17 protein-coding genes are annotated in these 15,549 nt (G+C 37.5%); 5 read left to right on the forward strand and 12 right to left on the reverse strand.

The features are described 5' to 3' along the window. Positions 1–212: 212 nt before the first annotated feature. Positions 213–608: a hypothetical protein gene (locus ACKGJN_RS03330; RefSeq protein ID WP_409538008.1), complete on the forward strand. Its 396-nt coding sequence runs from the start codon at positions 213–215 to the stop codon at positions 606–608. 17 nt (positions 609–625) lie between these two features. Here the strand turns inward: ACKGJN_RS03330 and ACKGJN_RS03335 are convergent, their stop codons facing one another. Further along, positions 626–1,525 carry an EamA family transporter gene (locus tag ACKGJN_RS03335; RefSeq protein ID WP_409538009.1) on the reverse strand — a complete coding sequence of 300 codons (900 nt, stop codon included), beginning with the start codon at positions 1,523–1,525 and terminating at the stop codon, positions 626–628. Between the two features lie 69 nt (positions 1,526–1,594). Next, a complete protein-coding gene (locus ACKGJN_RS03340; protein WP_409538010.1) occupies positions 1,595–2,590 on the reverse strand; it encodes an NAD(P)H-dependent glycerol-3-phosphate dehydrogenase in 996 nt (331 codons plus the stop codon). 375 nt (positions 2,591–2,965) lie between these two features. Between ACKGJN_RS03340 and lysM the strand changes: the two genes are divergently transcribed. After that, positions 2,966–3,466 carry a peptidoglycan-binding protein LysM gene (gene lysM, locus ACKGJN_RS03345; RefSeq protein ID WP_409538011.1) on the forward strand — a complete coding sequence of 167 codons (501 nt, stop codon included), beginning with the start codon at positions 2,966–2,968 and terminating at the stop codon, positions 3,464–3,466. Positions 3,467–3,722: 256 nt separating this feature from the next. On the opposite strand, the gene ACKGJN_RS03350 is transcribed toward lysM, so the two are convergent. The 6 genes from ACKGJN_RS03350 to ACKGJN_RS03375 form a co-directional block, all read right to left on the reverse strand. Continuing rightward, positions 3,723–4,289 (reverse strand): hypothetical protein, encoded by a 567-nt coding sequence (locus ACKGJN_RS03350; RefSeq protein ID WP_409538012.1) that lies wholly within the window; start codon positions 4,287–4,289, stop codon positions 3,723–3,725. Between the two features lie 390 nt (positions 4,290–4,679). After that, positions 4,680–5,267: a nicotinate (nicotinamide) nucleotide adenylyltransferase gene (gene nadD / locus ACKGJN_RS03355; protein ID WP_409538013.1), complete on the reverse strand. Its 588-nt coding sequence runs from the start codon at positions 5,265–5,267 to the stop codon at positions 4,680–4,682. After that, positions 5,264–5,851, reverse strand: coding sequence for a guanylate kinase (gene gmk / locus ACKGJN_RS03360; RefSeq protein ID WP_409538014.1), 588 nt, complete (start codon positions 5,849–5,851; stop codon positions 5,264–5,266). Before gmk ends, nadD begins: the two co-directional genes overlap by 4 nt. Further along, on the reverse strand, positions 5,851–6,708 hold the full coding sequence (locus tag ACKGJN_RS03365) for a YicC/YloC family endoribonuclease (RefSeq protein ID WP_409538015.1): 858 nt from the start codon (positions 6,706–6,708) through the stop codon (positions 5,851–5,853). Before ACKGJN_RS03365 ends, gmk begins: the two co-directional genes overlap by 1 nt. A 77-nt stretch (positions 6,709–6,785) precedes the next feature. Continuing rightward, on the reverse strand, positions 6,786–7,622 hold the full coding sequence (locus tag ACKGJN_RS03370; protein ID WP_409538016.1) for a DUF1206 domain-containing protein: 837 nt from the start codon (positions 7,620–7,622) through the stop codon (positions 6,786–6,788). Between the two features lie 58 nt (positions 7,623–7,680). Next, entirely contained in the window at positions 7,681–8,646 is a 966-nt protein-coding gene (locus tag ACKGJN_RS03375) for a YheT family hydrolase (RefSeq protein WP_409538017.1), read from the reverse strand. Positions 8,647–8,888: 242 nt separating this feature from the next. On the opposite strand from ACKGJN_RS03375, the gene ACKGJN_RS03380 reads away from it, so the two are divergent. After that, on the forward strand, positions 8,889–9,368 hold the full coding sequence (locus tag ACKGJN_RS03380; RefSeq protein ID WP_409538018.1) for an acyl-CoA thioesterase: 480 nt from the start codon (positions 8,889–8,891) through the stop codon (positions 9,366–9,368). On the opposite strand, the gene ACKGJN_RS03385 is transcribed toward ACKGJN_RS03380, so the two are convergent. The 3 genes from ACKGJN_RS03385 to ACKGJN_RS03395 form a co-directional block, all read right to left on the reverse strand. Beyond that, complete coding sequence (locus tag ACKGJN_RS03385; protein WP_409538019.1) at positions 9,365–10,261, reverse strand: DMT family transporter; 897 nt, start codon at positions 10,259–10,261, stop codon at positions 9,365–9,367. The two genes, ACKGJN_RS03380 and ACKGJN_RS03385, sit on opposite strands and share 4 nt — an antisense overlap. Then, complete coding sequence (locus ACKGJN_RS03390; RefSeq protein ID WP_409538020.1) at positions 10,254–10,607, reverse strand: arsenate reductase family protein; 354 nt, start codon at positions 10,605–10,607, stop codon at positions 10,254–10,256. Before ACKGJN_RS03390 ends, ACKGJN_RS03385 begins: the two co-directional genes overlap by 8 nt. A gap of 348 nt (positions 10,608–10,955) precedes the next feature. Then, positions 10,956–11,708: a DUF3298 and DUF4163 domain-containing protein gene (locus ACKGJN_RS03395; protein WP_409538021.1), complete on the reverse strand. Its 753-nt coding sequence runs from the start codon at positions 11,706–11,708 to the stop codon at positions 10,956–10,958. Between the two features lie 195 nt (positions 11,709–11,903). On the opposite strand from ACKGJN_RS03395, the gene ACKGJN_RS03400 reads away from it, so the two are divergent. Continuing rightward, entirely contained in the window at positions 11,904–13,046 is a 1,143-nt protein-coding gene (locus tag ACKGJN_RS03400; RefSeq protein ID WP_409538022.1) for a cystathionine gamma-synthase, read from the forward strand. 55 nt (positions 13,047–13,101) lie between these two features. On the opposite strand, the gene ACKGJN_RS03405 is transcribed toward ACKGJN_RS03400, so the two are convergent. Next, a complete protein-coding gene (locus ACKGJN_RS03405) occupies positions 13,102–13,884 on the reverse strand; it encodes a THC0290_0291 family protein (protein ID WP_409538023.1) in 783 nt (260 codons plus the stop codon). 201 nt (positions 13,885–14,085) lie between these two features. Between ACKGJN_RS03405 and gdhA the strand changes: the two genes are divergently transcribed. After that, complete coding sequence (gene gdhA, locus ACKGJN_RS03410; RefSeq protein WP_409538024.1) at positions 14,086–15,429, forward strand: NADP-specific glutamate dehydrogenase; 1,344 nt, start codon at positions 14,086–14,088, stop codon at positions 15,427–15,429. The last annotated feature ends 120 nt before the right edge of the window (positions 15,430–15,549 follow it).

Raw genomic sequence — 15,549 nt, forward strand, 5'->3', positions numbered from 1 at the left:
AATTTACCCCAGCAAGATAATTATTCAATGAACAATTTTAAAGCTTTTAAAGAGGTGTTTTGCTTAAAGTACCACATTTCATTGAATTTAAATAGCTTCTGATGGTTTGATATTAATAGCTTGAATTGATCCTTATAATTGCTTTTTCAAACATTATATTTGTTGCCAGGTTTTTGTATAATTTGAAACAACCAAAGTAAAAAGGATCAATTTTGAAAAAAGATATTAAAATACCGGAGTCTAAAGGAATTTATATTGGTGTAGCCAGGGAAAAAAATGAAGAATCTCAAATCATGGAATGGAATGCCTATTTAATAAATGACCGGGATGTTACAATTGAAATGATCCTGATTGTAAGCAAAGGCTTCGATAAAGAGATTAAGACTTCAAAGATGCGGCATACTGTAAAAGAGCTTCATGCAAAATCCTTCGCGAAAATCGAATTTCTGCAGGAGGAGGTTTTAAAGCTTACAAATGAATTTGCTGTAACTTATTTTGCCGATGGTAAAATGTATGAAAGGACTTTTATATTTGCTGAAAATTCCATTAAAGAATCCGAATTGGTGAAATTGCCAATAATTAATCTCCCGGGAATCCTGAAGAAATAGGGAAGTAAAAGTGCTATCTATTTCAAACTCCTGTTGAATCTGGGTACATTCATAACCACCACAGCCATAAGAATAATTATTATCCCTATCCACTGTTGGAAATTAACCACTTCGCTTAAAAAAATATAGGCCATTAATACTGCTACAGGCAATTCTACGGAAGAGATAATAGCGCCAAGTCCCACATTTATTTTGGGCATTCCTAAAGTGAATAAAATAGGAGGGAGAATAGTGCCAAAAAGAGCCAGAATAAGTCCCCATTTTTGAAAGATCTCCAGGTTAAATTGTTCCAATAAAAACGGGATGGAAATAATACTTACTATTATCGTTCCGCCTACCATCATCCATAGACTTCGCCTGAAAGAGTGCAAATGATTGGCAACGGTATTGGAAGCATAAATAGTTACGGTGTAGGAAAGCGCAGCCAGAAATCCCCAGGCAATTCCACGCCAGTCCAGCTGAATGGAGTTAAGGAATAAATTGGTAGCGAGAACAGTTCCCCCAAGTATGGCAAAAACGGCGATAATTTTGCTTCTGGAAGGTTTTTTCCGGCCTATAATGGCTTCCAGGACAACCCCAATCCATACACTTTGCATAAGCATCACGATCCCAATGGAAACAGGAATATAGCGAACAGAAATATAATAAAAAATACTGGTAAGGCCTAAAGAAGTCCCTGCCGCCATAAGTTTTAGAATACTTCTTAATTCAGGCTCGGTGGTCTCTGTTTTCTTTCTTTTTACAAAAATCAGGTTTATTAAAATGAGTCCGATTAAGCCAAGGATCATTTGTGAAAAAGTGATCTCGTAGGAAGTAAAACCTTGAGCATAAGCCATTTTAACGAAGGTTGTAAGCATTCCATAACTGGAAGCGCCAAGGGCAACCAGCAGGCTGCCTTTAAGAACAGGATTATTCATTTACTTCTGAAAAATGCAGTTAAAAAACCGCAGTTGAAATTAGGTTTTAGGCTGTTTTACTGAAAATGATCAGTCCAGTTTTTCAGCTAATTTGTTGAAGACTTTTTTAGGATTTTTACCCTGATAAAGAATGTCATATACCGCATCGATAATAGGCGTTTTTGCGCCTTTCCCCTGGTTGATCTTATAGGCGCTTTCTGTGGCATAATAACCTTCGGCAATCATGCTCATTTCCATTTGCGCGCTTTTTACGGTGTACCCTTTCCCTATCATATTCCCAAACATTCGGTTGCGGCTAAAAACAGAATATCCTGTTACCAGCAAATCCCCCAAATAAGCAGAATCATTGATGTTCCGCTTCATCTTATGCACTTTTTTGATGAATTTTTTCATTTCCCGAATGGCATTGCTCATCAATACACTCTGAAAATTATCGCCATATCCAAGTCCGTGCGCAATTCCGGCTGCAATGGCGTAAATATTTTTCAACATTGCGGCATATTCTGTTCCTGTTACATCATCGCTGGTTTTACAGGTAATATAATCGCTTTGAAGGTGATTGGCCATAATGGTGGCTTTTTCTTCATCCTGGCAGGCAATGGTTAAATAAGAAAGTCTCTCCAGGGCGACTTCTTCTGCATGACAAGGGCCAGTAATCACGCCAAAATTTTCATCTGGAACTCCATATTCCCTATTAAAATGTTCCCCAACGATGAGGCTTGTTTCAGGAACGATCCCCTTAATGGCTGAAAATATAACCTTGTCTTTTAGCGAAATATACAACTTGTCCAACTCTGCCTTAACAAATGCAGAAGGGATGGCAAATATTAAATAATCAGAATTTTTTACCACCTCATTAATATCGTTGCTTAACCTAAGTTGTTTCACGTCAAATTCTACAGAACTGAGGTAATTGGGGTTGTGGTCCTGGGTCCTTAAATGTTCTATGGCAGTTTTGCTGCGCATATACCAGTTTATTTCGTCCAGGTTTTCGCTTAGCATTTTCACAATAGCCGTAGCCCAGCTTCCGCCGCCAATGACACCAAATTTCGGAGAGTTTTCCATAGTTTATTTTATTGCGTCAAAAATACATAAATTTAAAGTAAAGTGAATTATTCCTTCTTTTCTTGTTGAATCTACAATTGATATGTTATTTCTGCGTTTATATTAAACGAAGCGCAAAGTTGCTTCTTTAGAACTAATTTATATTAGTTTTTTTGGTTGGTTATTTTGGTTGGAAAACAGCATCAGGTCTTTAATTACCGGGTGCTGTTTTTCTGTTTTAGTACCAATTTATTTATTTTGAAAAGTTTTTCTTTTAACATACCTCGTAAGCTTGCACGCTTATAATTGATTCCTTTATAACAAAATTTTATAAGTTTAAAATAATTCAGTTTTCAGGAGAATTTGTATCTTGTTTATATAAATTAAAAGATAAACATGGGACTATTCAAATTTATTAAGAGTGCAGGAGCTAAAATTTTTGGTGCAGATAAAAATTCCAAAGAAAATTCGGTGAAGGTTGCCGGAGAGCAGGAAAAATCTGAAGAAATGGAGAATGAAAGAGCTGCAAGGAAACTTGAAGAAACCATACGGGATTTAAGTCTCAAGGTTGAAAACCTGAAGATTACCATAAAAAATGAAATGGCCAAAATATCTGGAAAGGCACTAGACCAAACCACACGGGAAAAAGTGATTTTGGTGGTTGGAAATGTAGAGGGGATTTCCCAGGTAGAGGATAATATGGAGGTTGACAGAAAGGAACCCGAAGCGGTGTTTCACACGGTAGAACGAGGGGATTCTTTAAGTAAAATTGCAAAGGAACATTATGGTTCCGCAAATAAATATCAAATAATTTTTGAAGCAAATAAACCAATGCTAACAGATCCCGATAAAATATATCCGGGACAGGTATTAAGAATTCCGGCTTTGAAGGAATAAAAGTAAAAGGACTGTTTATAAGAATTGCGAGTATTACATTGAGCGCAGTCGAAGTGCCAGGTTATTGTTCCACAATGAAAAAAGTAGGATCATTTAACCATCAAGAATATTCAAAAGGATTTTTAAACAGTCTTTTTTATTGCTGAGGTGGTTATCGTCTTAGTTGTTTTTTCTTGGTTTCTAAATTAAAATATCACTTTTCACCAGAATACCAGCTATTTGCTCTTAACCGATGTTAGGCTGCGGCTGCGTTACATTATTCTAATCCTAGTTTTTTAATTAATCCATTAATCTTATCATCCATATTATAAGCTCCTTCTCCACTCGGATAATTACCAAATTGAAATTGATATGTTCTTCCTAAATATCCTTCAAAATAGTCAGAACTTATATTTTTATCTATATAAGCATTATATAAGTAGTTGAAATATTTCTTTCTCTGCTCAACATCTGTTGTGTGATGAATAACTATCCAAGGAGCTATTGAAGCATTCCTTGAAACTGAATCTACTGATGGATATCCAAATGTTTTTAAAAAGATATCTATTCTTTTTAGATTCAGTTGGTCAATTGAATCCATTATATAATTGAAGTTATGATATTCACTAGAGTTCTCTCCATATTTTAAAAAAATTTCTGAGCTTCGCTCATCTCGTATATTCTGATCTGTTTCAAGAATATATTCTAAATAATCTTCTTTATCCGACAGAGATTTTAATTCAGCAATTTCGTGTTCTACATTTACTGGTTTTTTCTCTTCAACTTTTTTACATCCAATTAATGTAATTAGACCAAAAATCAGAAATAATCTTCTTATTCTCATAATTCTTTAATGCTGCCCAACTCGTTATACCCCACTTTTTTATACCATAATAATGGTATTCACCCGGAATTAAAGCAGGCTTAATCGTAGGCTTTCCTGTAAATCTATTAAAATTTTGTTAATACCTCTTACGGGATTCCGTAAAATAAGAATGTTATAACTCCAACAACGGATGGAAGCATTTCATAGAAAGGCTGTGATCACCCGGTATGGAAGAATTTAAAAACGTAAAAATTGAGTTAGAGCCAGGCAATTTTTGGGGAGCTGGCAAATTGGTATTTTCATGTAAAGTCTTTAAGAGAGATTGCTAATGAGAAAACGAGAATTATGATTTTCCGGCCTTTTAATTTTAATAACTATTTCTTCCTTAAATAATTTAAGTCGTTGAGGCTACAATTTATAGAAATTCATCAATTCTATATATTCCCAGACCTTCACAGGTAACATCGCCGTAATATTTTTCCCATCTTTAATCGCATTTCTTATAAAAGTAGAAGATATCTCTATTACCGGAGCATCTACCCTCGTGATTTTTGGATGATCTTTAAATTGATTATCCACCCTGCCGAGGGAAACCCTTGGATATACATAAACAGCATGTCTTTCAAGAATTATGTCGTAATTTTTCCATTTATGGAAACTTTTTAAATTATCCTCGCCCATTATAAGGGAAAAAATAAAACCGGGGTGATCTTCTTCCAGTTTGGCGAGTGTGACGACCGTATAATTAGGTTGCGGAAGTTTGAATTCGACATCACAGGGTTTTAAGTTCTCATAATCTTCACAAGCCTTATAAACCATTTCCAGCCTGTGATGGTTTTCGAGCAGGCTGCTTTTTTTCTTAAAAGGATTATGCGGAGTAACTACCAGCCAGACTTCGTCCAGATCTGAAAATTCCACCATATAATTTGCAATAATGATATGCCCTATATGGATGGGATTAAAAGTTCCAAAGTATAAGCCTACCTTTTTTTTCATACCAATTTTTTATCTGCATTCACATAATTCGATACTAAATTGTAGGCTTCATTTAGTGCTGTTTGCAAATGATTATTCTCTATAATAAAATCAAATTGAGGTGCGGTTGCCAGTTCTATAGATGCTTTTGCAACGCGCATATTGATCTTATCTTCCGACTCTGTTTTTCGCTTTTTTAAACGGATCTTTAATTCTTCAATACTTGGCGGCTTAACAAATACAGCTAAGGTTTCATCCGGATAAATATGCTTTATATCCAAACCTCCAACCACATCAATATCAAAGATCACATTTTTACCCGATTCCCAGATTCGTTCAACTTCAGATTTTAGGGTGCCGTAAAAATTGTCCCTGTAAACTTCTTCCCATTCCAGGAATTCATCGTTTTTTATCTTCTTTTTAAAATCTTCCAAAGAGAGAAAATAGTAATCTTTTCCATCAATTTCTTCAGCTCTTGGATCGCGGGAAGTTGCAGAGATGGAAAAATCCAGTTTCAGTTCCGGTTGGGAAAGCAAGTGCCTGACAATGGTAGTTTTTCCGGATCCGGAAGGAGCCGAAAAAACAATAAGTTTTCCGGTTTTCATTAAAGTACGTTTAAAAGTTGTTCTTTTATTTTTTCCAGTTCATCTTTCATTTGGACTACCAGTTGCTGCATAGGTGCATAATTGGATTTACTCCCAATGGTATTTATTTCCCTGCCCATTTCCTGAGAGATGAAAGCGAGTTTTTTTCCATTGGAATCTTCAGAATTTAATGTTTCCTTGAAGTAAGATAAGTGATTGTCCAGGCGCACTTTTTCTTCGGTGATATCGAATTTTTCGATGTAAAAAACAAGTTCCTGTTCAAATCGGTTTTCATCAACATTTTCCCTTAGATCTGCCACCCCTTTTTTAAGGCGTTCCCGAACCCCTTCTATTCTGTCGGGATCCATGGCAATTATAGCCTCCAAAAGCCTTTCTATACTTGTCACTCTAAATTCCAGGTCCTTTTCCAGTGCAAGGCCTTCATCGGTTCTAAATTTATTTATTTCGATTAATGCTTCAGAAACTGCTTCTTCAATTCCTTCAAATTCGGTTTCATCAATTTCAGCACGCTCAGTTTTAAGAACATCGGGCATTCTAACCGCCATTTTCAATAATTCGGTTTCATCGCCGTCTACGATCTCTTTTAACTGCCGGATGTAATTTTTGACCACCGCAGGATTGATTGCAGCAGTAGTTTCTTCGCCCGTAACTTCTACGTGTAAGGAAAAGTCCACTTTTCCGCGGGTTAAGGAATTGGCAATGAGGGTGCGTAATTGCAGTTCCTTTTCCCTGTACTGTCCGGGAATGCGGGCATTAAGGTCAAGGCTTTTGCTGTTTAAGGATTTTATTTCTACCGTTATTTTCTTGGATGGGAGCTGTAAAAGGCTTTTTCCAAATCCGGTCATTGACTGAATCATGTTCGATTTTTAAAAGTTGCGCAAAGATAGGTATTTCTACAGCATCACAAATTTAGGAGAACCCTATTTTGAAGTTCTCAGGTCAATCTTGTCAGGTTTGCATGTCTTGCAACCATAATATGAAACATGCCATAAGCGGTTAGGCCAAGTGCAACTGCTCCAAGAAGGAGGTTGCCATAGCTAAAACTTAGAAAATATGCCAATGCTCCCTCCGTGCCCTTATACTCATTGGCATTGAGATTTAAAATAACTTTTACTATAAAGAAAGCGAGCACTCCAAATACCATTCCGCGGGCAATATATCCCAATCTTCCCGCTCTTCTTATAAAGTCATATTCGTGTTTTACCGAAGGATAATTATCAATTTTCTTCATAAATGAGGCTTTATAAGCTATATAGAATTGTTGAATAGCCTGGCCGGCTATAAGAATTCCCAAAGCCCAGATAAGGGCTTTTCCCCAGTCGTGAGACAATAGCTCCCACAAGGCAGCTTTTTTATCTCCCCCTCCATTTGTTTTCAAATCTTCCTGAGAACCTCCGGTTAAAGAGTTAATTAGGGGTTTTGCAAAAGCATAAGCTAAAACACCGTAAAATACTCCTGAATAAAAATAACGTATCCGTGTAAATCCCGATTTTAACGTTTCATTTTCTGCATCGCTTTCCGGCAATTTTATAGTCTGATAGAATCTCCAAAAGGAATATGCAAATAATCCAAGGGCAATGACTCCTACAAAGGTTTTTCCAAGGGGAAATTCAAGTAAAAACTGAATCACATCATTGGTGTTGGAAATTTCCCCACCCAGATCAAAGGCGGCCATAAAAGTTAAACTCCCCAGCAGTACATACACGACACCTTTGGTGAAGAATCCGGCAGATCTTATTTTGGCAATTTTGCCCGTATCTTTATTTTTCATTTTCAGGAAAGGTTCAATTAAACCTTCATAAAATTATTACATTTTAAATTGGATTTATTTAAATATATTCTAAAATAAATTCCAGGGAACGTTCTTCTGTATAGGTTTGTTTTTTCTTCTGAATAAAACCAACATGGCCGCCATATTCCGGCATTTCAAGATGAAAGTTAGGATTGGATTGTGCAATCGCAATTGGAGAGGAATTTTCAGATAAAAACCCATCATTTTTTGCATTTATGAGCAAGGTTGGAATGGATATTTTCTCTATAAACTGAAGGGAACTGCTTTTCTCATAATAATCTATTGCATTTTTATATCCGTGAGCACGGCTGGTGTAAAGGTCGTCTATGGCAAACAAACTGGTGCAGGCTGCTATCTGTTGTTTTTCCAAACATTCAGGGAAATGGGTTTCACGATTATAGAGCTGTGTTTTGAGCTTTTTCACAAATCTTCCGGAATAGATCCTGTTTCGCGATTCTTCAAGTTTTTTAAGCGATAAATGAAGATCGCAGGGAGTGGAAATTGCAACTGCCGCTTTCAATTGAGTTGGAAGCTTATTGCCTTCTCCAAGGTATTTCAGCATTAAATTTCCCCCAAGACTAAATCCGTTTAAGGCGAGGTTGGTATACCTGTTTTTTGAAAGAATATGTGAAACTACCTGCACCAGATCCTCACTTGCACCGGCATTATAAGATCGATACAACCGGTTGATTTCACCGCTGCATCCCCTGAAATTTATAGCAGCAACATCCCAGCCATTTTGGTTAAAATATCGCGCCATTCCTACCATGTAAGGTCGTTGGGCGTTGCCTTCAAGTCCGTGGAGGAGGATCAATAGTTTTTCCGATTTCCCCGAAATGGAATAGCTCCAGTCCAAATCCAAAAAATCTCCGTCTTCCAGCTCAAGCCGTTCCCTGCTTTGAGCCACCGGTGGAACTTTCCTTAAAACCGAAGCATAGATAGTTGAAATATGGTAATTTTTGAATAGTACCGGAGGACGATATGTGCTTTTTATAATAGGCATAGGGAACAAATTTCTGAAATCAAAAACCTTGGGGCAAGCTCACAAGGTATGAATTGGAAATTACTTTAAAAATTCCTGGAAAGCTTCAGCCGATTAAACCCTCAATGAGGGATTAAAACGGATCTATTAAGATTAAAAAGAATTTTAATCCTGCCTAAATATTTAAGACGCTTATGCCTACGCAATCAATTTTGTTATGCACGCATATTAATTATTTGTAGGTTTGCTAAAAATCATAGGCTATGTACGTAAAAGAATTTGATATACGATGGAGTGATCTGGATGCCAACCGACATTTGGCAAACAGCGCTTTCATCAATTTCATGAGCCACACCCGGATGGGGTTTTTAATGGAAAACGGATTTGGTCAAAAGGAACTTGGAAAACACAATATAGGGCCGGTGGTATTTTATGAGCACGTATACTATTTCAAGGAGATTTTCGCCGGAAAACCCGTAAAAGTGAGCCTTCAGCTAAAGGGACTTTCTGAGGATGGCAAGTATTTTGAATTTATCCATAATTTTTATGATCATAAAGGTCGTAATTTCGCCAGCTGTGAAATGATGGGCGGTTGGATAGACCTGAAGGAAAGAAAACTTATAGGTTTGCCATCAGAATTATTTGAAAATCTAAACAGCCTTTCTCATACGGAGGATTTCAGAACCCTAACAAAAGAAGATACCAGGAAATTCAGTAAAAAACCTAAAGATTTAATTGATTAAACTCGTATAGGTTTTGCTTTTCGGGATACCAAATAAACACCCACAAATACCAGAAGGGCTGCGATAATTTTTACAGTATTCAGCGAATCGGCGCCTGTTCCTACTGCAAATGCTATCGCTACAAGAGGTTGTAAATAAATAAACGCACTTATTGTAGAAGCGCTTAATTCTTTCAATGCAAAAATATTGAGTAAATAAGTTGCAAAAGTTGTTCCCACAACCACAAATGCCATTTTCCACATTGCATCCGTAGGAAGAGCCGTCCATTCTACCCTGGAAAACTCTGAAATTGTTATTGGAAAATTGATGATTATGCCAAAAAGGAAAAGCCATTTCATCAATGTAAAAGGATGGTATTTGGCTGTTAAAGGTTTTACAAGGATAAGGTATAATCCGTAGGAAAAAGCATTGATGATAAAGAGTAGATTGCCCAAAGGAATATTGGGGGCATTAAATGTTTTTTCCGTACTAAAAAGCACCAGGGTCAACGCTCCTGCAAGGCCGGTTACAATCCCAATAATTTTTAACGGCGTGATACGCTCTTTGATAAGAATAGCGGCCAGGATCAAAACCAGGATTGGGGAAACAGTGATGATTACCGAACTGTTGATAGGCGTAGATAAGCTGAGACCTTTAAAGAATAGGAGCATGTTTATTACCATTCCAAAGATGGTACATACCACAATCCTGGGCCAGTCGCTGGTGGCAATTTTCTCTTTTGGTCCCCAGAAACTGATGATCCAGAACAAAATAGCTGCTCCCGTAACCCGCAATAAAATAAACCCGAAAGGCTCTATGTAAACCGGCATAAGGCCTTTTGCAATCGTGTGGTTGATGCCGTAAATCGTACTGGCGCCCGTAGCTGCCAGGATTGCCAGAGCCCTGTTATCCATATATAGCTGTTTTGGCTGCTTCTACGGTTTTTTTAGCATTTCCAATAAATATCCGGTCATTGTAGATAATTACCGGACGCTTTAAAAATGTATAATGTTCCAGAATTAAATTTCTAAAACGATCCTCGGTTAAATCTTCATTTTTAAGACCCCGTTCTTTGTATAATCTTGCCCTTTTGCTGAATAATGCCTCAAAACTGCCACTCAATTCCTTCATCTCTTCAAGCTGAACTTCGATGATAGGTTCTTGCTTTATGTCCTGAAGAATAAAAGAAGAAAGAGGATCCAGTTCCTTTAAAATTTTTTTGCAGGTGTCACAGGTTGAAAGATGATAGATTTTTTTCATTTCCAGGATTTTTATTAAAAAGTTACCTCCTTGCAAAAAAAGGATTCCCTCATTTCAAATGGTTATGTTTCAGGAAATTATAGAAAGGTGCTTTCATTAACCACAAAGGACACAAAGTTTCCACAAAGGTTGCAACTTGCTATTTCATTCGGTATTGCTGTCAAGTAGTCCCTTTCTAATTTCCAACTCAATAATTACCCATGGTTCATTTTCAATCATCATTTTTTTCTTTGCGTCCTCAGTGTTTTTTTCTTGGTGTGTGGTTAAAAAGAAACGAAGCAAAAAATGACAACTCTCAACTGAGATATATAACATAATCCATAATGTTCTAAAACATAATTATTCAAATTAAAGGATTTTTATAAACTCTTCAACTTCTTCCAGTGGAATTTCCAGCTGAATACCACCTTCGGCATAGGAAGCTACTTCATAAGGGTTGTACCTGAGAATGACTTTGTTTTTGAGAAAACCAATGTTTTTAGGCAATTGAAATTTGTCCTCTTCAAAAAAGAATCCGGTGCTGTTAATAGGGCCATCCTCAGGGATGTTATTCCTTTTTCTGAAAAGTTTTTCAGCATAATTATTGAAACCGGCGGTAAACAGATCTTTATTGGAAAAAACCTCCCCGGTTTCAGGGTTGAGATTCAGGAAACTAACGCTGGTATACCCATGGGCACCTCCTGTAAATAATCCTACTTTGTACTCCAGGGAAATAAGTTCAGCAGACTGATAGACAATTCTACCTTCCACCGAAGCTTCCCAGGGAATATTATATTCCTTAAATTCTTCTGCAGAGGCCTCGTAATCATCAATAAAGCGTTGGGCAAGTTCTTCCAGGGAACCTATATTCTGCATCTCCTGGTAATCTACCAAACCAAGTACATGTTCCTCGATATTTTGGTTGATGGTTTTACTTCGTGGTCCTACAGGTTTAGCTAACGGAGTATGAATACTTATAAATGCACAATTTTCTTCTTCGGAATTACAGGCGGTTTCAGAAACCTCTTCTATAAAAAATTCCTCGAAATGCAGCTCTTCATCTTCATTCTTACATCCCACTAATAATACGGTGATTATTATGGGTAAAAGCAGTTTTTTCACAATAAATCCTTATGTTAAATTAGGGATAAAGGTACATGCTATTTTGTCAATCAACAATACGAATGCTACATTTACTCGAACGAAATTTTTTTTGAAAACAAGCTGAAATACTTGTAAAAATATCGGTATACCGGCTGGGCTTTTGACAGATGCGGGCTTCTAAAGGTAGGTAGCTAAAAACAAAAATATATAGAGATGAAATTTAATACTAAAACAATTCATGGTGGACAGCATAATGTAGATCCTGCTTATGGATCGGTGATGCCACCAATTTATCAAACAACCACGTATTCTCAAACCACTCCGGGAGGGCATAAAGGCTTTGAATATTCCAGAAGTGCTAATCCTACAAGGACCGCGCTTGAAAATTCCCTTGCAAGTATAGAGAACGGAAAATTTGGTCTGGCCTTTGGTTCTGGTCTTGCTGCCATCGACGCGGTGCTGAAACTCTTTAAACCCGGGGACGAGATTATCTCAACCAATGATCTTTATGGCGGATCCTACCGGCTTTTTACAAAAATATTTGAAGGTTTAGGGTTGAAATTTCATTTTGTCGGAATGAAGGATTCCGGTAAAATTGAAGAATTCATCAATGATAACACTAAAATGATTTGGGTGGAAACACCTACCAATCCTATGATGAACATCATAGATATTGAAGCCGTTTCAAAAATATCCAAAAAGCATAAGTTGCTGTTGGCCGTAGATAATACGTTTGCTACAGCATATTTGCAGCGGCCCTTAGATCTTGGCGCCGATATCGTTATGCACTCTGCAACAAAATACCTTGGAGGTCACAGTGATGTGGTCATGGGATCTTTGGTGGTGAATGATCAAGAACTTGCGGACAAATTGTATTTTATTCAGAATGCCAGTGGTGCTATTTGTGGTCCAATGGATAGTTTCCTGGTATTAAGAGGAATAAAAACTCTTCATATCAGGATGCAACGTCATTGCGAAAACGGAGAAAAGATAGCAAGATTCCTAAAGAATCATCCAAAAGTAGGTAAAGTTTACTGGCCTGGATTTGAAGATCATCCCAACCACGATATTGCTAAAAAGCAAATGAGCGGATTTGGCGGAATGATTTCTTTCACAACATTAGAAAATACGCTGGAAAGTGCCGTCAAGATTGTTGAAAATTTAAAGGTCTTCACTTTAGCCGAATCCCTGGGAGGAGTTGAATCGCTTGCCGGACATCCTGCAAGTATGACCCATGCTTCCATTCCTGTTGAGGAACGTGAAAAAACAGGCGTGGTAGATTCTCTTATCCGCCTAAGCGTTGGTATTGAAGATGATGAAGACTTAATCGAGGACCTGAAACAGGCTTTGGGTTAGAGGATTAAGTTGAAATATAAATAAGAGGCCTCAGCGATAGCTGAGGTTTTTTTGTTTAGAAATTTATGTAATAAATGTAGCCCACATTAACCCAAAAAACCAGGTCGTTGAACTGGTTTTGAGGCCCCTGTACATTTAGTCCTTCCAGCCAATCTGTATCATAGTATTGCCAACGGGCTTCCAGATTGAGATCACTTGAATGACCAAGGCGAAACCTGGTTCCTGCAATCCCAACAAGGGCCCATGTAGAACCGCTGTCCAATTCTACTCCCCCATCTCTAAAAGTGGGAAATAAATTATTTTCATCAGTAATTGGTCCCAGGTCTGAATATGCGTCGGGAAAATAACTTACAAAGTGTACCCCAAGGCTGATAAATGGTGAGAAAAGATGTGAAAATGCCCGGTAATCCCTTATGCTGCGGGGATAATACTCCAGGCTTGTTCCAATTTCAAAGGTTTGGGTCTCCCCATGCATGGCCCTTAATAAGATTCCTCCAGCCGATTTGGGTTTTTCAGCTATAGGTCCAAAATGCTCAAGTTTTGTTTTAAAATAATCTATTTCGGTGCGTATTTTAAAGTGATCGTTGAAATAAGTTTCGCGGGCATAACAGTTACAATCTGCCCGGTAAGCAAAATTCATATAATGCACCAGGCCAATGCCTATCCCGGAATTATTAACATTATTCTTAAAATTATAACGCTGGCCGTAATCGGTAAAAAAAGAGGTGGGACCTACCAGTATTCCTATTTCATGAGATAATCCAAGCTGTGCATATACGCTTCCTCCGGGAAGGAAAAGCAGCCAGATAACAATTAAAAGGGAGCGCAAATCTGCCATAGATCAAACGGTGAAGGAGTAACAAATATATAAAATAGAAGTTAACAAAATTATTGTTAAAATGGTTTCCTTGAATCTTTAAATAAATTGGACGTTAATATTATATCAAAATGCAAAATATCCGCTTAATTCAACATATAACTTTTATATTTGAAATAAATTACGAATTTCTTAATAATTAAATATACTAAGGATTACATTATGGAAAAAAATGTACAAGATTTTTTGGACCTTGCCGCTAAAAGAAACCAAAATGAACCTGAATTCATGCAAGCTGTACATGAGGTGGCCGAGACGGTGATCCCATTTATTGAAAAAAATAAAAAATACCAGAATGCCATGTTGCTTGAGCGCATGGTGGAACCGGAAAGGGTTATAATGTTCCGGGTTCCCTGGATTGATGATAAAGGGAAAACTCAAATTAACCGCGGATTTAGAATACAAATGAATTCTGCAATAGGACCTTATAAAGGTGGATTGCGTTTTCATCCCTCCGTAAACCTTAGCATTCTTAAATTCCTTGCATTTGAACAAGTTTTTAAGAACAGCCTTACAACATTGCCCATGGGTGGTGGAAAAGGAGGATCAGATTTTGACCCTAAAGGAAAAACAGATAATGAAGTAATGCGTTTTTGTCAAAGCTTTATGACAGAACTCGAACGCCATATTGGTTCAAATACCGATGTGCCGGCAGGTGATATAGGTGTTGGAGGGCGCGAAGTTGGATACCTGTTTGGACAGTATAAACGCCTTAGAAATGAATTTACCGGAATTTTAACCGGGAAAGGTCTTTCCTATGGGGGGTCTTTAATTCGGCCTGAAGCTACCGGTTATGGAAATGTGTATTTTACTCAAAATATGCTGCACCTAAAAGGAGACAAGATAGAAGGAAAAACTATTTTAATCTCAGGATCCGGGAACGTTGCACAATATGCAGCAGAGAAAGCAACCCAACTGGGGGCAAAAGTGCTTACCATGTCTGATTCCGGTGGTTATATTCTGGATGAAGAGGGAATAGATTCAAAGAAATTGAAGTTTATTATGGATCTTAAAAATATAAAACGCGGTAGGATAAGTGAATATGTAGATGAATATCCTTCGGCTAAATATTTTGAAGGTGAAACTCCCTGGGAAGTGCCTTGCGATATTGCAATGCCCTGTGCTACCCAAAATGAATTGTTGGTTGAAGATGCAAAAATATTGGTGAAAAACGGTTGTATTTGTGTTGGAGAGGGAGCAAATATGCCTTGTACTCCAGAGGCTGTTGAGGTTTTTCAGAAGGCTAAAATTCTTTTTTCTCCCGGGAAAGCATCTAATGCCGGTGGAGTAGCGACTTCAGGACTTGAAATGTCTCAAAACTCCTTGAGATACAACTGGACTGCTGAAGAAGTTGATAAAAAACTTCACGAGATCATGAGAAGTATCCACGATAAATGTGTGGAATACGGCGGTGGTGAAAATGGTTATGTGGATTATGTGAAAGGAGCAAATATAGCAGGCTTTGTGAAGGTTGCAGATGCCATGTTAGCGCAGGGAGTGGTATAGGTATAATTCACTTTTCCAAAATTTTTTTAGAGTTGGAAACTTTACAAAGGTTTCGGAAATCAGGGTTAACCATTGCAAAGTCCTGAACTTTGGAAAATTATATAAATGCCGCTTCCTGAG

It is taken from the genome of Gillisia xinjiangensis, from assembly GCF_046298265.1.
Lineage (GTDB): Bacteria > Bacteroidota > Bacteroidia > Flavobacteriales > Flavobacteriaceae > Gillisia > Gillisia xinjiangensis.